Annotated in this window: 16 protein-coding genes; 2 read left to right on the top strand and 14 right to left on the bottom strand. The window is 58.0% G+C overall.

Going from position 1 to position 20017, the window contains the following annotated elements; all coding sequences use genetic code 11:
• The first annotated feature begins 439 nt into the window (after positions 1-439).
• On the top strand, positions 440-3055 hold the full coding sequence (locus VL197_09030; GenBank protein ID HUJ18124.1) for an ELWxxDGT repeat protein: 2616 nt from the start codon (positions 440-442) through the stop codon (positions 3053-3055).
• A 553-nt stretch (positions 3056-3608) separates the two neighbouring features.
• Here VL197_09030 and VL197_09025 read toward each other — a convergent pair.
• The 7 genes from VL197_09025 to VL197_08995 all read right to left on the bottom strand — a co-directional run bounded on the left by VL197_09025 (position 3609) and on the right by VL197_08995 (position 12954).
• Entirely contained in the window at positions 3609-5132 is a 1524-nt protein-coding gene (locus tag VL197_09025) for an NAD(P)/FAD-dependent oxidoreductase (GenBank protein ID HUJ18123.1), read from the bottom strand.
• 302 nt (positions 5133-5434) lie between these two features.
• Entirely contained in the window at positions 5435-6067 is a 633-nt protein-coding gene (locus tag VL197_09020; GenBank protein HUJ18122.1) for an ACP phosphodiesterase, read from the bottom strand.
• 453 nt (positions 6068-6520) lie between these two features.
• Complete coding sequence (locus VL197_09015; GenBank protein ID HUJ18121.1) at positions 6521-10456, bottom strand: PAS domain S-box protein; 3936 nt, start codon at positions 10454-10456, stop codon at positions 6521-6523.
• A gap of 60 nt (positions 10457-10516) precedes the next feature.
• Positions 10517-11452, bottom strand: coding sequence for a transposase (locus VL197_09010; protein ID HUJ18120.1), 936 nt, complete (start codon positions 11450-11452; stop codon positions 10517-10519).
• A 102-nt stretch (positions 11453-11554) separates the two neighbouring features.
• On the bottom strand, positions 11555-11728 hold the full coding sequence (locus tag VL197_09005) for a hypothetical protein (GenBank protein ID HUJ18119.1): 174 nt from the start codon (positions 11726-11728) through the stop codon (positions 11555-11557).
• A gap of 260 nt (positions 11729-11988) precedes the next feature.
• Positions 11989-12480 carry a hypothetical protein gene (locus VL197_09000; GenBank protein HUJ18118.1) on the bottom strand — a complete coding sequence of 164 codons (492 nt, stop codon included), beginning with the start codon at positions 12478-12480 and terminating at the stop codon, positions 11989-11991.
• A gap of 318 nt (positions 12481-12798) precedes the next feature.
• Complete coding sequence (locus tag VL197_08995) at positions 12799-12954, bottom strand: hypothetical protein (GenBank protein HUJ18117.1); 156 nt, start codon at positions 12952-12954, stop codon at positions 12799-12801.
• A gap of 325 nt (positions 12955-13279) precedes the next feature.
• Here VL197_08995 and VL197_08990 point away from each other — a divergent pair, with 325 nt between their 5' ends.
• On the top strand, positions 13280-14026 hold the full coding sequence (locus tag VL197_08990; protein HUJ18116.1) for a sterol desaturase family protein: 747 nt from the start codon (positions 13280-13282) through the stop codon (positions 14024-14026).
• Between the two features lie 38 nt (positions 14027-14064).
• On the opposite strand, the gene VL197_08985 is transcribed toward VL197_08990, so the two are convergent.
• The 7 genes from VL197_08985 to VL197_08955 all read right to left on the bottom strand — a co-directional run.
• Positions 14065-14220: a hypothetical protein gene (locus VL197_08985; protein HUJ18115.1), complete on the bottom strand. Its 156-nt coding sequence runs from the start codon at positions 14218-14220 to the stop codon at positions 14065-14067.
• Positions 14221-14353: 133 nt separating this feature from the next.
• Positions 14354-15130, bottom strand: coding sequence for a hypothetical protein (locus VL197_08980; protein ID HUJ18114.1), 777 nt, complete (start codon positions 15128-15130; stop codon positions 14354-14356).
• Positions 15131-15511: 381 nt separating this feature from the next.
• On the bottom strand, positions 15512-16228 hold the full coding sequence (locus VL197_08975; protein ID HUJ18113.1) for an SDR family oxidoreductase: 717 nt from the start codon (positions 16226-16228) through the stop codon (positions 15512-15514).
• Between the two features lie 22 nt (positions 16229-16250).
• The gene (ilvA, locus tag VL197_08970; GenBank protein HUJ18112.1) at positions 16251-17435 is read right to left on the bottom strand and encodes a threonine ammonia-lyase; all 1185 of its coding nucleotides are present in this window, start codon (positions 17433-17435) and stop codon (positions 16251-16253) included.
• A gap of 19 nt (positions 17436-17454) precedes the next feature.
• On the bottom strand, positions 17455-17715 hold the full coding sequence (locus VL197_08965; protein HUJ18111.1) for a hypothetical protein: 261 nt from the start codon (positions 17713-17715) through the stop codon (positions 17455-17457).
• 445 nt (positions 17716-18160) lie between these two features.
• Complete coding sequence (locus VL197_08960) at positions 18161-18943, bottom strand: hypothetical protein (GenBank protein ID HUJ18110.1); 783 nt, start codon at positions 18941-18943, stop codon at positions 18161-18163.
• A gap of 176 nt (positions 18944-19119) precedes the next feature.
• On the bottom strand, positions 19120-20017 hold an 898-nt coding region (locus VL197_08955), incomplete at its 5' end, for a DUF1554 domain-containing protein (GenBank protein HUJ18109.1).

Raw genomic sequence — 20017 nt, 5'->3', positions numbered from 1 at the left:
AGAACGTAAGCAAGTTCGAACTCCGCACAGCATGAAAGCGGCCGCAATTCACCTCCAGCCCTCTGATGAGGGTCAAAGGGGTGCACCATGTCGCCAAGCTTGATCGTTCTTGTTACGTTGTCGCCACAGGAGTTTCCTTCCTCCCGGCGTCAAGTTAACCTTGCATTCATCAATCTCCGCATAATCTGCATCCAAATGAGTCTCGTCATTGGTGATCGTTCGTTCCTTTGAGATCATCATGACCTTTTGGTCCGCGAGGAATTCATCCTCATGACAGGGAGACATCAATTGATTGACAACGTTATAGGAAGACCTTGAAATCGTGGAGCGGAGGTGCGTCATGAAACACAGGACATTAATACTTGTCATTATTTTGTCGTTTCTGACTCTTACGTTCACACTCGCTAACTGCGGAGGAGGGGGCGGTGGCGGGTATGTCATGATGCCATCGTCCGGGGCTGTTCCCGTAACGCTCTATCTCAGCGCCAGCAACGGGACCACTGGCCCCGGCTACGAGCTGTTCAAGACCGACGGGACAGCAGCCGGTACCAGCCTTGTCAAGGATATCAATACGAGAACGCCGGGCAGTAGTCCGTCTCAATTTGTGGAAATAGGAGGCGTCACCTATTTTGTCGCGAGTGACGGGTGGGGAGAGAAGCTTTGGAAAACGAACGGCACTGCTGCAGGCACGGTACTCGTGAAGGACGTCAATCAGAACATCTCCGCAAACAACCTCACGGATCTCACGGCCATGGGGAACACGCTCTACTTTGTGGCCGATGACGGCACGAACGGTCGCGAGCTCTGGAAAAGCGACGGCACTGCAGCAGGCACGATGCTCGTGAAGGACATCAACCCGGGAAACAGCGGTGGCAATCCTATTCGTCTCAAGGCCATGGGGAACACGCTCTACTTTGTGGCTGATGACGGCACAGCAGGTGCTGAGCTCTGGAAGAGCGACGGCACTGCAGGGGGCACAGTGCTGGTCAAGGACATCAACCCGGGCAGCGCCGGTAGCAGCCCCTACGAGCTTACGGTCGTGGGAAACACGCTCTATTTTGAGGCCGATGACGGCACGACAGGTGGTGAACTCTGGAAGAGCGACGGTACTTCCGCAGGGACTATGCTGGTCAAGGATATCTGGCCGGGCATTGGGACAGGCATTTTCGGTCCCTTTACTCCCGCGGGGAGCACGCTCTACTTATTTGCCAGCGACGGAACTACAGGGCCCGAACTCTGGAAGAGCGATGGTACCCCTTCCGGCACGATGCTGGTGAAGGACATCGTACCTGGCGTGCAAGGTATCAATATAATCGGGGAGGCCATCGCTCTGGGAAATACGCTCTACTTTACAGCAGATGACGGCGTCACAGGATTTGAGCTCTGGAAGAGCGACGGCACTGCAGCAGGCACGATGCTGGTAAAGGATATCATGCCGGGCAAAAACGGCAGCACCCCATACGGGTTTATTGTTATCGGGAACACACTTTACTTTGCTGCAAATGATGGCGTGGCAGGGATTGAGCTCTGGAAAAGCGACGGCACTGCAGCAGGCACGGTCATGGTCAAAGACATCAACGCGGGCAGTGCGAGCGGCGTCTTTTCCAGGCTCACGCTCGTAGGGAGCACTTTCTACTTCACGGCCGATGACGGCGTCGCAGGGCTTGAGCTCTGGAAGAGCGACGGCACCGCAGCGGGCACGGTCATGGTCAGGGACATCAGCCCCGGGAGCGCTCCTTCCTATTTCTCAGATATCACCGCGTGTGGGAATCACCTGTGCTTCAGCGCTGACGATGGGATCCATGGGAGTGAACCCTGGATCAGCAATGGCACGGATGCCGGGACCTATATGATAGCCGATGTAAGGGCAGAAAGTGATGCCCGTATCCAGTACATGGTCTCGCTCAACGGCATCATGTATTTTTCTGCCGACGATTCGGGATACAACAGCGAGCTGTGGCGCAGTGATGGAACTGCCGCAGGAACGTACAGGGTAAAGGACATCAACCCCATGGGTTCAAGTGACCCCCGCGACCTCACGATCCTGGCGAACACGATTTTATTTACGGCCATGGACAACACAAATGGGTATGAACTCTGGAAGAGCGACGGCACAGCAGCTGGCACGGTGATGGTAAAGGACATCAACCCGGGCAGCGGCTACAGCTTACCTCAGGGGTTAATTGTCATGGGCAACGCGCTTTACTTTGCGGCTGATGACGGCACTCATGGGATTGAACTCTGGAAGAGCGACGGCACAGCAGCTGGCACGGTGATGGTAAAGGACATCAACCCCGGCAGCGGCAGCAGCTCCCCTCAGTACTTCATTGTCATGGGGAACACGCTCTACTTTGCGGCCGATGACGGCGTGACGGGATATGAACTCTGGAAGAGCGACGGCACCGCCGCAGGCACGATGCTGGTGAAGGACATCAGCTTCGGCAGCAACGGGAGTTATCCTTCTGGCTTCACGGTCCTGGGGAGCACGCTCTACTTTTCGGCCGATGACGGCGTGACAGGATATGAGCTCTGGAAGAGCGACGGCACCGCAGCGGGCACGATGCTGGTGAAGGACATCAACCCGGGCATCAACATGAGTGATCCCTACGGTTTCACCGTTATGGGCGGCACGCTCTACTTTGGGGCCGATGACGGCGCATCAGGGTATGAGCTCTGGAAAACGAATGGCACGGCCGCGGGCACGGTGCGGGTGAAGGACATCAACCCGGGCGGCAGTAGTGATCTCGATTCGCTTACGGTCCTGGGGAACACGCTGTACTTTGCTGCCGATGACGGCGCAACAGGATATGAACTTTGGAAGAGCGACGGCACGACAGCGGGTACGGTCATGGTCAAGGACATCAACCCGGGCAACGGCGACGGCGATCCCTACGACCTCACGGTCGTGGGGAACACGATCTATTTTGGGGCCGATGACGGCACGACGGGATACGAGCTTTGGAAGACTGATGGCACTACAGCGGGCACCGTGCTTGCTGTGGATATCTGGCCGGGAGCCAAGGGCGGCTGCGGGGCAATCCTCTCTCGGAAATAGCTGATCAGGCCAGCGCAAACGGGTTGTTGCGTCTTTTACAGTGACGATGTGTGCCATGCAGTACGTTTGGGGAGAGCTGGATTTGGCATTTCGAGGAATAGTCAGCCCTCCCCTCTCCAGAGCAGTCCTGGGGTCAAATGGATAAAGCGGTAGGTTGGGTTAAGCAAAGCGCAACCCAACGGCTTCTATCAACTTCCATTTCTTTTCGTCACCTTTCTTGCTTGCCCGAAGAAAGGTGGCGCCAAAGAATGGCACCCGGCGAAAATTCTTCACGGCAAGCTCGGTCGCCTGCACCCAGTGAATACAAGTGTCTGAGGTGCGAGTGCAGGGTGTCCTCGGTACATTTCGGAAACTAGCCGATAAATGTATCTTTGTCATCGCACCACCTCGCCCTCAGGGAAAGCCGGGTGAGGGTGGGTCTGCTACATCGGCTTCGAACATCCGAAATGTTTAACCCTCGTCCTCGGTCGCCCGCCTAAATTTTCGTATGGGAACCATTCAAGAAACTTTGCTTCTAATCTTTACTCAAACCCCGCACATGCCCGGAGCGGTGTCAAGCCGCAAGACGTGCCTCTGACCTGTTCTGTCCTTCTGTCACGAATGCCTTCTTGTTCTGCTTGCACAGCAGCTGGATCAGCTGACGTCCCGAGAGCGCCGCGATCGCTGCGCCGGTGAACGGTGCGGTCCACTGCCCCACCATGTAAAGACCAGACAAACGGGGCAGGGTCCGGAGAAAGGTCTGCTTCATGTTGTCCGGCGTGATGTACCAGCCATCGGGTGAGGCTTTCCAGTTCCCCGTGTAGCGAACATAGGTGGCGGGCGTCGGAACATCCACGACCTCGACCTGGGATGCGAAGCCTGGCCAGCGCTTATCCAGCTCGGCAATGGTCGCCTCGGCGATCCGCTTCTTTTCCGCGTCATAGGCCGCACGGTCTTGTTCAAGCCTTTCCCAGTAATCGTAGCGCGTCGCGTACCATACCTCGACCACAGACTTCCCGCGCGGAGCCATGGTCGGATCGCAGCAGTGATTTTGACAGCACATCCACTTGTGTTCCTCGCCCGCGATCGTAATGGGCTTATCCAGTTCGAAGATGGTCCGGTGGGGCTCTTTCGACACATCGCGGCGAACGCCGATGGCTACGTGCACAAGCGGCAGCACGGGGATCCAATGTGTGTACATGCCTTTGATTTGCTGATCGAGGTAGCGCCCCTTGAGAATATCGAAGATAAGCGCGTGGCCGTCCCCTGCCCAGACCACGATATCCGCGGGATGCTCAGTGCCGTCCTCGAGTCGAACACCCAATGCCCGGCCATTCTCTACGATCACATCAGTCACCCGGCTCTTGTAAAAGATCGAGCCACCGAGCTCCCGGTAAAGATCGGCTATCTTGAAGATCATCTTCTGCGATCCTCCTATGGGCACACCCACCTCGGAAAACGCGTTCAGGTAGCCCGCAAGACCGACGAGGGGGAAGCGCAGCATCGGCCACCCGGGCGAGTCCATGAAGAACCGGACTGCGTTTCGTAAAAAAGGGTCTTGGAACCGCTGCGCAAATTCCTGAAGCGTCATTTGTCCGTATTTCCTGAAGAGCCCCATGAGCGGAAGAAAAGAAGCTCCCAGCCTGATCTTGTCCACGAGGCCGAGCATCTCCCTCGGCTTCAGCGGCATGATGCCCATACTGGTCTTTGCCGAAAGCAACCGGATGAACTCTTTTGTCAGGGATGCGTCCTCAGGCGACAAGGCCAGCATCTGGTCCTCCAGTTGTCTGGCATCGGCACAAATGTCGAGGCTCTTTCCTTTGCCCTCGATGCGGCCCATCTCTTGATGATGGAAGAACTCCTGGTCTTTGAGTGCGCCAAGTTCCCGCCACATCTGATTAAAGGGTCCGGCCTTGGTGCCGAGCAAATTGTGCATGCTGATGTCAAAGGTGTATCCCTTCCGCTTCCAGGCAGTGCACAGCCCCCCGGGGATGGTGTGCATCTCGAACATGGTCGTCTCGTAGCCGTTCATCCGGGCATAACACCCGGTCGAAAGTCCGGCAATGCCGGCGCCGATGATCACCATTCTCTTTTCCATATGCCTGCCTCCCTCGGATCTGGCCGCCTTGGAATTCAACAACATATTGGTGGTCGTTATTCCTTTTGCCCTGCAGCGAACAATCTAATTATAACTAAACCGGCGAGATAGTGACGATCCAACCTGAGTTTTCCTAGGGTAGACAAAAAACCAGAGAACAGGAAGCAGGATGCGGAATGAGACTAGTGGGAGTTACTGAAGGTTAGAGGATAAACCGGAGAGAGACGTTAAATGTTAACGATTGAAGATTTTATCCCATTACGTCCGCCTATGACCCGGCGCGCTACTTGATATCACATGAACTACATTGACCCGGGCTGTCCCCGGAAGTGCGCCAGGAGCTGGGGAAAGAATGAGTGGAAATGGTCCCGGAGAGTGTCGTAGTTCCGCTCCAGCTCTTCGATCGCCGTGCCCAGAGGGTTCTCTCGCTGCACCCTCCGCGATATCCTCCGGAACGTCCGGTCGATCCCGTCCAGGGTCAGGTAGCTTCGCAGCCAGTCCTCGCGGACCATCTTCTCGATGACCATCGGCACGGGATGCAGCACCTCCACCCGGTGCCCTCCCAGGTTCTCATAGACCCGTCCGACGAACTCGTCGAGCGTCGTGGAGCAGTACCTTTCCCAGCTGATCGCCAGGAAGTGGTCGTAAAGCACATCTATGATCACGCCCGCGTAGCGCCGGCGAACGCGGCTTACGAGCCGCCGGCTCGCGCCGAAGACCTCGTGCGCGTCCGTGAAGCAGTCGACCCTGCGGTGCTGGCGGATCCCCTCCGCGACCTCGCAAGGGAACCGGCCCTCCACGTCGCCTTTCACGAAATCGGCGATGAAGTTCCCGAGCATCGATGCGGGGGTACCGTTGCTGCAGAGCATGTGGGCGAGATAGTTCATAGCGTGCGCGGAAGCGTTTGGGGTCGCTTCCTTATTCTTGCTATCCATGTCAAGGTCAAAGAAGTGACCCTTTGCACACCCTCCTGAGCAGCGCCGCAACGACCGGACGGCTGCTGCTGTTGAACAAAGTATAGCACTCCCCCGCTCTGCTAAAAACAGGTGCTGAAAATCACAAGGCCGGAGAGAGCGCCCTCCGGCTTTGATGGTTCATACGCAACGCAATTTCGACAACAACGTCCCCTAGTCGTCCCGTTCGCTCTCGTATTCAGTCGCGAAAAGGACACTTCGGACACAATGTGATGTTCTCTGAAGTTCGCAAGATAGCTTTTTTCGCTTGGCGGTGTCCTTTAACTGGGCGACCCTATAGGTTTGTTTAGATCAGCGGGGCCGCAGCAGCTCCGGCACTTCGAGGTCTTGACGGGTGGCCGTCATGTCGGTCATTTCTCCCGAGCAATGATGCAGATGTCCGTCCGGCGCCGCAAGGACCGTGGAAGTCCTGTCTCACGCTATCGTGTCGTCCAGCATCCTGCCGAGCTCCATCATGTCGTAGGGCTTCTTCAGAAAAGATCGGAAACCATACTGCCGGTAGGTGGCGACTACCTCGTCGTCGGAATACCCGCTGGAGACCACCGCCTTCACGCCGGGATCGATCGCCAGCAGTTCCCGCATGGTCTCCACGCCGCCCTTGCCGCCCCGGATGGTCAGGTCAAGGATGACGACATCGAACGGCCGGCCCTCTGCCTTCGCCCGCCGGTATCTCTCGATCGCCGAATCGCCGTGCTCCGCGAATTCCGCCTCGTGTCCCAGCTCCCGCAGGAGCTCTCCCGCCACGACGCGGACGACCGGCTCATCATCCATGACGAGGACCCTGCATTTCTTCCCGGTCGTGCACCTCGCGGAGTCAGATGCCATGGCAGACTCCTGCGCCGCGCGGGTTGCCGGGAGAAAGACAGTGAAGGTCGAGCCTTTCCCCGGCACGGATGAGACATCGATCATCCCATCATGGTTCTTGATGATGGAATAGGACGTAGCGAGACCCAGGCCGCTCCCCTTTTCCTTGGTCGTAAAATAGGGATCGAAGACCCTGGTCAGATACTCGGCCGGGATGCCGATGCCGCCGTCGCTGATCGACAAGGCGACGTAGTCCCCCCGCCTGAGTCCCTGCGGCGCCGCAGCATCTCCCTCCGGGATGTTCCTCGCGGCGATCTCGACGGTGCCTCCTTCCGGCATGGCCTGGTCGGCATTCAGCACGATGTTCTGGATCACCTGGCCGATCTGCCCCTCGTCAGCCTCGACGCACCAGAGGCTGTCGTCCGCGGCGAGCCGGTAGCCCGCGCGCGATCCGCTCAGGGCGAACTTGATCGCGTTCTCGATCACCGGCGCAAGCGACAGGATCTTCCTGACCGGCTTGCCGCCCTTCGAGAACGTCAGGAGCTGCGACGTGAGGTTCACCGACTGGTGCAAGGCCTTCTCGGCCTGCGCCAGCATGGCGAGCGACTTCTCCGGCTTATCGAGCGTCCGCTTCGCTATGGAAATGTAGCCGAAGATCCCCTGCAGGAGGTTGTTGAAGTCGTGGGCGATGCCGCCCGCGAGCGTTCCGATCGACTCAAGCTTCTGGGTCTTGAGCCGCTCCTCTTCCAGCAGGTGCCGCTCGGTGATGTTGTTGATGGTCTCGATCACGGACGCAACGGCACCGGATGCTTCCTTGATGGGGAATCCCTTTGTCTCCACATGGATAATGCGCCCCTCGCGATCCATATGCTTGTGGAGCGCCGCGTGCGGCCTTCCCGTAGCGAAGACCTGCCGGACGGCGCACTCCTCGCCCTTCTCGTAGCAGGGCCGGCTGACCTTGTGCGACAGCTCGTAGCAATATTTGCCGATCACCTCGTCAACGGGCAGGCCGACCTGGGCGCAGTAGGCCTTGTTCGCAGTCAGGATGCGGTAGTCCCGGCCGATGACGATGAATCCCTCGTCCACCGTGTCCAGGATGCCCCGGATGAACTCCTCGCTCTGCCGGATCTTTTCCTCGGCGCGCTTCCGCTCCGTGATGTCCCGCACCACGCATATGTGCCCCGCGTATTCCCCCTTCTCATTCCACCGGGCCGTGGCGGCGATCTCGGTGGTTATCTCGGTCCCGTCCTTGCGCACGCCGGGGCCTTCGCCGCTCCAGACGCCGATCTCCCTCCTGCGCACCGTTCGTGCCATCTCCTGCTCTATCAGCGGCACGAACTTGCGGGGCGTAACAGCGCGCCAGGTCTTCCCCATGAGCTCGCTCGGGAGATAGCCATAGGTCTTCGCGTGGGCGTCATTGAGATAGATGAACCGGTCCTGTTCATCCGTCATGGCGATGCCTTCCGTAGCAACGGAGACCGCTCGGGCAAGACGGTCGTTCTCCGCTTCCGCGCGCTTCCGATCGGTGATGTCCTCGAAGATACCCAATAATCCGATGACGCTGCCGGCGGTATCATAGAGTGGCGCTGAGGAGGCATTGAGGGTGAACCGCGACCCGTCCTTCCGCTGGCGCCGCAGCTCCTTAGAGGTGTAGGGATGGCCGCGACGGACACCCTCCAGCAAGCTCTGATATTCCTCAACCCTCTCCTTGGGGACGATCGGATTAAATTTCCCGAGCACCTCCTGCTCGCTCCACCCGAAGATCCGCTCTGCAGCCGGGTTCCACGCAAGGACATTCCCGTCGACATCGGCGCAGATGACCGCCAGGGGGGAGTAACGGACGATCGCGCCGAGCATCTGTGACGTCTTCTGCAGCGTCTCCTCCGCCCGCTTGCGTTCGGTGATATCCTGTCCTGTCCCGCTCAGGACCAAGTGGTTGCCTGTTTCATCAGGTCTCAGCTCCGCCTGCCCATGCATGATCCGGGTTGTGCCGTCACGCAGGTTGAACCGGTAGTCGATATTGAAAGGCTTTTTGAACTGCACGGTCTCGTCGATGGCCTTCTTCAAGGCCGGCCGGTCATCAGGGTGGACCATGGCAAAGAACGTCTGGAAATCCGCAGCGTCCTTCCGGGGGTCGAGCCCAAGCAGACGGAACAGCTCATCGGACCAGAACACCTCGCCGGTCGAAAGGTTGTGCTCCCAGCTTCCGATGTGCGCGATCCGCTGCGACTCGGCAAGCTGCTTTTCGCGCACTTTCAATGCGGCTTCTGCCTGTCTGCGCTCCGTGATGTCCCGGAAGATCCCGATGAGGCACGGTCTGCCGCTCAGGGTGACGGTCACGGAGTTGACATCGGCATAGAAGACCGTACCGTCCTTCCTCAGCATGGGGATGTTTTCGGCAAGGGAGATCTCCCCGCGCAGCTGCCGTTCGAAGGCGTTCAGGACATCGGGCAGGGCCTGCTTCGGATGAATGTCCGCGATGCTGAGGCGCAGGAGCTCGTCCCGCGTGTACCCCATCATGGCGCACATGGCCTTGTTCGCCTCGATTTGCAACTTCGTTCCGGCATCGGCCATCATGATCCCGTCGATCGCGTTCTCGAAGAGGGAACGGAAACGTTCCTCGGTATCCCGGAGCCGGCGTTCTGCCTCCTTCCGCAGCGTGATGTCCTGCACCGTGCCGACCATCCGCACCGGCGCGCCGGAGGCGTCGCGGAACACCTGGCCGATCGTGTGGAGAACGGCGTCGGTCCCTTCCTTCCGGAGGAACCGGTAGTCCATCTCGAAGTGCCGGTCCTCCTTGAGCGCCGAGTCGATCGCCCGCAGGAACTCGTCCTTGCTGGCCGGGTGCATCTGCTGCAGCACGAGCCCGTAGTCCGGTGCGACCTCGCGAGGTTCAAAGCCGTAGATCCGGTACAGTTCATCGGACCAGTGGACCGCGTTGGTCGCTATGTCCCATTCCCAGTCGCCCACATGGGCGATCGCCTGGGCGCGGGACAACCGCACGTCGTTGTTCCTGCGTTCCTCCTCGATGCGCTTCTGCTCCGTGAGGTCCACGACCGAGAGCAGGACGCGGGTCAGCTTTCCCCCGCTGTCGGGAAGGAGCGACCATTTGAGGCTGACCGTCAGCTCCTTGCCGCGCAGGGTCCGGTTCGTCCCCTCGATCTCGAACAGAGTCCGTCCCTCGAACAGGGCGATAACGATGTCCCGAAAGGCCGCGAAGGACTCTTCGGTGAAGACCGAGGACAGGCCGGCGAGCAGGCTCTGCTCGTCCGGGGCATGGTAGAGGTCCAGGGTGGCATTGTTCACGCCGATGATCCTGATGAGTCCTGTGCACCGGACCACTTCCTCGGGATGGCCCGCAAAAAAGGAGCGCAGGTCGCTCACTCCCGAGGCTCGCAGCTCCTCAAGATGGACGAGGAGCTCCGTGATGTCCTCTTCCCAGAGCGATACGGGACATTCCATGAAGAGGCTGCGGAACCGTTCCTCTCGCCAGATTTGCTCCGGAGCGGCAGCCCTGTCCCCTGGCTTATTATTCTTCTCATTCATCGTAGAAACGCCTTTCTGTCCGGGGGACGAGAGGGACGTTGATGCATTTAGTGCATTGCATCAGTCTGCCGACAACGCCGCCGCCCTTTCGACTGCGCGATTGACACTGGTTGTATTGACGCCAAGATGGCGCGCGATCTCGGCTCCCGAGCATCCAATCTCTTCCTTGCATCGAAGCGCAATAATTGCGCGCGCCTGGCTTATCTTCTGTCGTCTGCTCCCGCGCACCAGTTCCTGCTCGTGCACGCCGCGCTTCCTGCATTCTTCCCGGATAATGTCGGCGATTCCCTTCCCACGCCTGCACAGTCTCGTTTGCCGAAGCTGACGTTCTTCCACCTCGCGCAGGATCGCATGAACAAACTCGCCGGTCCCTAAAATCCGTTCGTCAAACTCCTGCTGTTGTCCGCTGCGCTGCAAGGCGAGCACTCTTGACCAGCCGCCATGACTTCTGATGAGTCCGCCGCCCGTCAACTCCGGTTTCTGGCCGGACCCCAGCTCTTCCTGCACGAACTGGCGGTACCCCGATATCGCCTTTCTCTTCCTGTCGCCAAATTGGGATAATACCGCGTCTGTATCCATCCAGGCGTGCCTCGCCTTCCCGATGATCGTCCGATGGCCGCACCAGGGATAACGATCCAGTTCTTCAATGGTCTTGACGATCTGTGCCCGGACCGGGTTGAGATGGATATATCGGACCAATGCGAGGAGATAGCTATCTTCATCGCAGAGGATGGACTTGTAGCGGTTTTGGAATAAATGGCCGGTTCGTTTGTGGCGGCGGTTGAAGTACTGAGCATACCAAGTGAGTAGCTTGCGCATGACGGCGGAGATGCCGAACTTGCCGCTCTTGAAAAGCAGATGGAGATGATTGTCCATAAGGACCCAGGCGTAGACGGAGCATTTTCCCTCTGTCACGTTTTCGCCTAATCGTTCCAGAAACCGGGCTTTGTCCTGTTCGTCGCGAAAAATATCGGCTTTATCAATCCCGCGCACCATGATGTGATGGAGAGCGCCGGGAGCATCGAGTCGGGCTTGTCGTGGCATGGGGCGATTCTATGGAAATGGACTTCGCTTGTCAAGAGTTTTGCACTGAACACATCAACGTCCCCTTTGATCTTCTAATCTCTTGCCTTCTTCTTCTAGCCCCTTATCAAAAGATACTATTGAGGCCGTCATCAGACGCAGTTGTTCCTGAAGATGTCGTTCAAGTTCTTCTCGTGTTTGAGGTGATTTCTGGGTCATGCTGATTTTTCCGCCTTGATACAGGGCCATACGAGAATATTTTATAAGGAGCGTTCGAAGTCAGACCTGATTCTGTAGTTATTTCATTTAGTCGAATCGGATACGAGCCCCCATGGCCAGACTTAAATATTGAGATTCTCCCGCCAATCCTCAATCCCGCGACATTCTTTACTCGTGCGGCACATAGATAGACCACACACCCTCTCGGCGGAGCGGAGAACTCGCCCGATCCGTCCGCCTAGGTCTGCTGCTCGTGCGGAATGCGGTCCGCAGCGACTCAGATGGTGTGGTTAAGGCTGGATTTTATCTATCCGTTCCTGATTGAATGCCCACTCCGCCGGTATTTTATGGTCATATTTTGAATTAGGATGATCTCGCCGATAGTCTTCCTGCAGCGCACCATGGCCACGCCCATGACATTGAGTCTTGAGATGGGCTGCAATTTCAGTCGGTCGTGCGATATATGCTCGTGGTGCGGCACCGATAGGGACATACAGAAACTGAATGAATAGGAAAATAGTGTCATCTCGTTGCGAGGCAAGCCACGTGTCTATTGCGTCATGGTAACTGGAATTTTCTTTCTTGTAGCGGACGGATAACATCCAACCGCCATCTTGACTGCCTTTGACTGATATTGGCAAGAACCTCTTGTCTTTGTTGGCCACAAGGTCGTAATGTGGCTGATTGGCGCCGTACTGCACCAGCACGTCGTAACCTGCTTGTGCAAGAAGACAAGCCGCATACGACTCCGCCGCAATTTCACATTGTCTAGACGTCATCATCTTTAACTTCCTTATTCTTTTCCAACGAAGGGCTCAGGGGGTCAAATCTTTATTGTCAACATCGATGTAATAATAAAGATCCGACCCTCCATAGTTCCTGAAATAGTGTACAGCGACGTCTATAGCACCGATTGCTTCAATAGCGACCTTGCTCCTTCACAACGACTTGGGGACGTTGTTACCTACGTTGCGTTTCTATGACACTTCAATGGTTGTGCAATCTGAGCCACAACGTTATGCCTTCAGCCTCATCCGATCACAAGATGGTGAGGGCTTCGTCTACTGTACGCTGGAAAGAATGCTCTATCCCCTTCCGGCCTATCGCCCCATTACGAACAAAGCGCCCGCAACGATTGCGAGGACGGCCATCAGCGTACCGAGTCCCGAAAAACTGAGACGCAGCAGCGGTATCAGCCCCGTCAAGATGAGCCAGATACCTGCCAAGAGCATGCCGAGATTCTTGTTCAGTTGCATGGAAGACCCCTTTCTGCGAACGAGTTAGAGTGTTTGTCAGGCTGCACGGGTAACGCGCCGCCCCCTTGCTTCATCCCTTGGCGATATCCAGGCCAACAACCGATACTCTTTGGAACCGTGAATCTCTGTGCGTGCTTGCCGGAACGCCCGAAGTCTGATATCATTTACCCTTCATAGCTATTTTAAGTAGTCTTGAAGATGATTTTCTCTATGCTTTAATGGGATAATCTCATCCCAGACTCTAACCATATATAACGTTGTTTCTACAACTAGTCAAGTTTGACCCCCACGGTCCCGGGTTGTCTCCGGGGAGAAGAAGAGAGCCATGATCCAACCGGAGCAACTCTACCAGGCCGCCACCCTCGTGCTTGTCGTGTTCATCGTCGATCTTCTGGAGCGGCGCCGGCCGGGCTTTTCCGTGCACCGGCGCAGCGAGATCGGGCTCAATGTCGCGGCGATCCTCGTAGTCATTGTGGCGGGGGAGCTGTCGAAGCGGCTGGTCCTGGCCGGATGCAACGCGCTCGACCTGGATGCCGTGCTGTCGATGGACCGCCTCCGGAGCCTCCCGGGCCCCGCAAAGATACTGCTCGCGATCGTCCTGGGCGACTGCGGTCTCTACTGGGTCCATCGGGCCATGCACACGCCGTTCCTGTGGCGCACCCATTCCTTCCACCATTCCATCGGGGAGATCTGGTGGCTCTCCGGCGCGCGGACGAGCTTAACGCACCTCTTCCTCTTCGCCGTTCCCCAGATCGTGATCATCTATTTTCTTCTTCACCTGTCAATCGCTGAAGCGGGCGCGGCGTTCTCCTTCGGCGTCGTGGTCAACATCTGGATCCACGCGAACCTCTGGGTGGACCTCGGGCCCCTGGAAAAGGTCCTTATCACGCCGAACTATCACCGGATCCATCATGGGGCGAAGGGGCTGACCAACAAGAACCTCGGTTTTGTCCTCACCGTCTGGGACAGGATGTTCGGCACCTATGTCGGCCCGGGTGCGACGGGGAAGGACTTCGACATCTTCAAGGTCCCCACGGGCAAGCACCTGGTACGCATGCTCATCGGCGTCTAGCCGGCGGTACGCTGGAAAGAATGTTCTATCCCCCCCGCCTATCGCCCAATTGCGATCAAAACGCCCGCGACGATTGCGAGGAGGGCCATCAGCGTACCGATTCCCGAAAAACTTAGCTGCAGCAGCGGTATCAGCCCCGTCAAGATGAGCCAGATACCTGTCAAGAGCATGCCGAGATTCTTGTTCAGTTGCATGGAAAGACCCCTTTCTGCGAACGAGTTAGAGTGTTTGTCAGGCTGCACGGGTAACGCGCCGCCGAACTGCTTCCTTTGAGGAGCGTGTCCGCTGCACCCCTCTCGGTTTCCGACTTGTACAGCACCGCTTGCGTCAATAGAGACCCTGCTCTTTTGGCAAGCACCAGACTTTTTTGATCTTGCAGAGCCTTGCAAGCATCTTTTCGTACTCTTTATTAATTGCCGCTCTTTCCGTCTGGCCGAGAAGCTGGATCATGTATCCATGGGGGCCGGGCATGATGACAAAAGGATACATGCCGCCGGGTTTCGCGCCGCCGATGTCTTCCTGGGAAACATCCGGGGCGTAGTACATGACGTGGGGAATGTTCAGGGTGATAACGCTGTCGTTTTCGTCCGGGTTTGCGTACGTTCGGAGCACGGGAGACAGCATGTAGGAGATGCCTGCCCGTTCCGGGGCTTTATAGTATCCTGCTTTGTAACGGTCCTGGATGATCTTCTTCAGTTCGTTGGGAGGAGTGCCCTTGGCCTGCATCTCTGCCGCGTCAAAGAAGACCCGCATCTGCGCCTTGGCGCCCGCTGCGTCAAAGGAGACCGGGTAGAGAATATCATCCCGGTATTCCGTCAAGGGCCAGGACCCCCTGAACGTGTCATCGCCGGTCCGGGCAACAAAGGCATGGAACCCATTCGTACCCGCGCGGGCGACTTCGAAGCCCTTATCAGGGTTCAAGATATATACTGTTGCATTGTCCCTGAGGTGCGGCGGCAGCGCACTGAGAGCCAGCTGAATTTCCAGGTCTTGCGATAACGGCCGGATCTTATGCATCACCTTGGGAGCCTGTTTATTTCCTGCGCTCGCCGCGAGCGAGACCAAAAGACCTGCAATGAGTACAAGTGTCTGGACCTTTCTCATATTGACCTCCTTCTTAAACGAGGCGTTATGTCAAACTTTAACCACAGAGCACGCAGAGAAATGCATTTGATCTGAGTAAGTTCGGGAGTATTTCTTCACCTCCCCTCTGCGTCCTCTTTCGGGTTCCTCAGCTATTTATCTTGAGTTTTTTCAAAATTACTTAAGAACACAGAGATTGTTTCTTCCCCTTTTTCCTCAGTGCGCTCTGCCTGCGCCCAGCGACTACGAGTGGAACCGCGAGTGCAGGGTGTGGTTGCATTTTCACTCCTTCATTTTCATGAAACTTTTGACACTACCAAACAAGGCCGGAACGGTGAAGCTGACAAAACCCGACGAGAACCTGATGAGACGCCGGCCCGCGCGATAGTTAGTCCTCTTCGTTCAGTGGAGCCGGCCGCCTCCGTCCACGTCCAGGATGGCGCCCGTGGTAAAGCCGTTGGAGAGCAGGTACAGCGCGGCTTGTGCGAGCTCGTCCGGTTTACCCACCCGGCCCACAGGGAGATTACCTCCCATCTGCTTGAAGAACGTCTTCTTCTCTTCGGCGGACATCCAGTTGTACGCCGGGGTGTCCACCAGGCCGGGAGAGAGGATATTCACACGGACCGGCGCAAGCTCCTTTGCCAGGGTCATGGCCATGCACATGATCGCTCCATTCACGGCCGCAACCCCCGCGGTTCCCGGAATTGCCGAGCGGGCAGCCCCGCCGATGGTGAAGAGGATCGACCCTCCCTTGCGGATGAGCGGCGCTCCATGTTTGGCGCACAGAAAATATCCCCAGAACTTCGTCTTGAACGCGCTCTCGAGAACGGGCGATTGAATATCCGACAGCTTGCCCCAGGCGGGCAGTCCCGCACCCATGAGCACCAGGTGGTCGAAAGTGCCCAGCAGGCTGAAGAACTCCTGCACGGCATCTTCTTTCGAAAAATCCAGCTGCCGGGCCTCTGCATTGTCACCGATCACCTGGAGGGCCTCGTCGAGCTTCTCACGCGAGCGCGACGCGATAATGACCTGCGCTCCTTCCGCGGCGAGAAGCTTTGCGGTCGCCAGGCCCATGCCCGAGCTTCCCCCTATGACGATGACCTTGCTGTTTTTCAGCATGGCGTTTCCTTTCAAGACCGCCTCATGCCGCTCCGGCCTCGTAGCCCTTCTCCCGGAGCGCATCGAACACCTCGGCAAGATGCTCCTTCCCGCGCACCTCCACGGTGAAGACCACCTTCGTCCGGCCGATGGGCACGTCGCTGCCGAGCCGGGCGTGGTCCACGTCGAGGATGTTCGCCTTCTGCTCTCCGATGACGCCGGTGACCGCGTGGAGGCTGCCGGCCACGTCGTCGATGACCACCGAGAACACGCCGATGCGGCCGGATGTCACGAGGCCTTTCAGGATGATCCGGTCCACGAGCGTGAAATCGATGTTCCCGCCGCTCACCAGGAGGACCACCCGTCTGCCGCGGAATTGGCCGGCGTTCGTGAGCAGCGCCGCCAGAGGCACGGCCCCGGCGCCCTCGACCACCAGTTTCTTCCGCTCCAGAAAGAGCAGGATGGCGCGCGCAATGGCGTCCTCCTCAACGCTCAGCATGCCGTCCACGAACTTTGTCATGTATTCCAGCGTGCGGACCCCCACCCTGCCCACGGCAATGCCGTCGGCGATGGTCGGCCCCGGCACGCGCTCGCAGACCCTGTGCTCGCTGAAGGAGATGCAGGCCGAGGCCGCTTGCGCGGCCTGGACCCCGATCACCTCGGTGCGGGGCGAGAGCGCCTTGATCGCCGCGGCGGTCCCGGCAAGGAGCCCGCCGCCTCCCGCGGGAACGAGGACCGCGTCGATGTCCCGGAGGTCCCCGGCGATCTCGAGGCTTGCGGTACCCTGGCCCGCGATCACGCTGTCATCGTCAAAGGGATGGATGAAGAGCGCGTCCTTCCGCGTAAGGGCGTACTCCAATGCGTCGCTGAACCGCTCGCCGTGGAGCACCACCTCGGCGCCGTATCCCCTCGTCGCCTCCTGCTTCACCAGGGACGCCGTCTCGGGCATCACGATCACACTGCTCTTCCCCAGCTTCCCCGCGGCGAACGCCACGGCCTGGGCGTGGTTCCCCATGGACGCCGCGATGACGCGCGGCTCCGCGACGGAAAGGAGCTTGTTGAACGCTCCCCGCACCTTGAAGGAGCCGGTCTTCTGCAAATTCTCGAGCTTCAGGTAGACCTCGGCGCCCGTGAGCCTGCTCAGCGAATTGGAAAGGATGAGCGGCGTGCGGTGGATGAAGGGAGCAATGCGCTCGCGCGCTGTCTGGATGTCCGAAAGGGAGATCATAGGTTCACACGGAGCGTCTCTACTTTGCCTCCAATTTTTTCTCCTTGATCTTCAGTTTCTGCTCTTTTTCCCTTTTTTTCTCCTTTTTCTCCCTCTTCTTTTCCTTCTTTTCGCGCTTCTTTTCCTTCTTTTCCATTTGTTTCACTTCTTCCTTGCTGGTTGCCACGACCATCGGGGATGGTTGCTGCTGGAGCGGCGATACAGTCGCCTCGTCTGCGAACGCCGTCCCGAGCGTAAATCCGAATGCCGCTGCTGTCATGAGAGCAAGAGCTTTTTTCATGGAACCTCCAACTTGAGAATAAAAATAGAACACTTTGGAACCGTCGTGCCCCCCGGGCCTCTTGGCCGCCCCGGGGACATGCGGGGCCTGGGGTACAACAGAACCACTGCACCTGCAGAAGTCCCATGCGATCATTTCCGGCAGGTGACCGAAGCCGAGGGTGAAGCATTTCGGACTGTCCGAGCCCGCAGGTTGGCGAGCCAGCGGCCAGCGTTTATGAGTGTTTACGCGAATGCAGGCTGTTTCCGAAATGTACCGAGGACGACCGAGCATGACAGACAAGAATGGTCGCCGGGTGCCCTTATTTGGGTCACCTTGCTTGGGCACGCAAGAAAGGTGACAAGAGACGCCCTATCGCTATGGAGCTGATCCAAACTTCGTTGCACTCTGCGAACATCCGGGCCTCCCTGAACGTGGCCGGCTCGTTCAATGCACATGCCGGCCGCTAACTTCGAATCGCGCCCCGGATATCGGCGACCAGCCGTCTTGGATTGCGTCCGTAGTAAAAGGTCCGCCGGGCTACGCTGACCGCGGTCCTGTCTGCGCGGCCTTTGGTCAACCAGGACAGGGCAAACGATTCGAGAGCGAGCGCCTCGGGCAGGAAGATGGGTGCATTGAGGAAAGAGGCTATGCCCGCCCAGACGATGCAGGCCGCCATAAGAATCCCGCAGCAGATGTAGATGCGGTTTCGCACCCGTTTGCCCTTGGTAAGTGGTTCCCCTGAGTCAGGCTTCGACTTCGTAAACAGGAACAGCGAGAAGAAACTGAACGAGCAGAACAGCACAACGGCCGAAATATAGTGTATCTTGCCCGTTCCCGGAGTCCACCAGGAAGGCGCTAACGAGTCAAGGGGCGCCTTTGTGGGAAAGAACGCCACCAGGATAGCGGCCGTGCCGGCTATGATAGATGCCCGGCGATCCTGTTTGCTGTACTCGTTTTTATAGCCGTGATAGGTAAAAAGAAACACTCCAAGCGAAACCAGTATCCCAACGAAGACCGCCACCGACCCGGTGTAGTAATAGGCGCTGACCGAAGAGAGCAGATCCCATCGCGCCAGTTCCCGGGTCGGTCGAAGGCCTGCGATGAGCCAGAGGGCAAGGGGGAATACAAGGCCCAGACTGCCGATCAACTGCCGATAGGCGTGGCTCGATAGGTCATCAGACCCGCTTGTTGCAAACAACGGCTCAAGCGCCTTATCAGCGACGTCAGATCCGGGCTGCGATGTCATGAATGCGACCTCCTTTCAGGGCACCTTACGAAAGCTGCCTCCAGGAACCAAGAAGGTAGAGTCTTTCTCCTTGCATGAGCGTGACCAACGGATAGAACCACTGCACCTATGGCTTCCCACACCGGGGATATCCATAGGCTCGCCGAGCATGGTGCCGCCCCGCCTTGTCGCAACCGTTACTGCTCGATACAGACCAGATGGTATTGTTTGATGCTACAAAACGCATTAAATGAAAAAGAGATGGCATGAGCATCCGTCTGGTTTCCCATTCCGAAGGTCCCATAGGGTGAAGACGTGGAAGCGTTGTACGACCACCCGGCACAATTCTGATTATCCGCACCGCCGTTTGTGTTCGGATAAGTGGTCCAATCGCTGTTCATTCCTGTCCAATAAGTATCGGTCGCGGCCGGGTCAAAGGCATTGGTCAGCGCGCCGAACGCGAACAGGCCTTTTGGATTCGTGGTCATGATCTTCGTTGTGCCGTCGCTCCGGTAATACGTTGTGTTCGGCCTCAAGACCCACCTGATCTGACCGTCGCCGGCATTGGCGCTTACCGAGGCAACCCTGTTTGCGGCATCCACCAGGAACGCTTTGTAGACACCGGTCCCGGGATAGTCGGCGTCCTTGAGGCACAGGGCATCGGCGGCAACGATCCCCGTTGCCTTGTGCGTTCCTTCGGCGGCAATCAGGTTCCCGTCGAACACCGCGGCAGTGACGAACGTCTTGCGGCTCGCCGGCTTCTGGTAGTCGTACAGTTGCTGCACCTCGGCGGCGGACAGCGTCCGGCCGTAGTACCGGACGTCGTCGAGCGCGCCGTTCCAGTAGGAGGCCGCCGGCCAGGCGTTCTGGCCGAGGTCGAACGACGTCAGGGACGCCGCTCCTACTGCGCCCGATTTCGTGGCCTGCGACACGAGCGCTCCATCCTTATAGAGCTTGGTCAGCCCCGTTGTGTCATCATAGGTCCCGACGACATGGGCCCAGGTGTTCTGCGAATACGTCATGGACGTGCTCATGGTCGCACCGGGGATCACGGTGAGGATCATCGATCCGTGGATGCTGAAGAGGAAGTTGCCG

It is taken from the genome of Nitrospirota bacterium (genome assembly GCA_035516965.1).
In the GTDB taxonomy this organism is placed as follows: domain Bacteria; phylum Nitrospirota; class UBA9217; order UBA9217; family UBA9217; genus MHEA01.
Note: the sequence above shows the minus strand (reverse complement) of the source record. Positions and strands in the feature narration are given on the sequence as shown.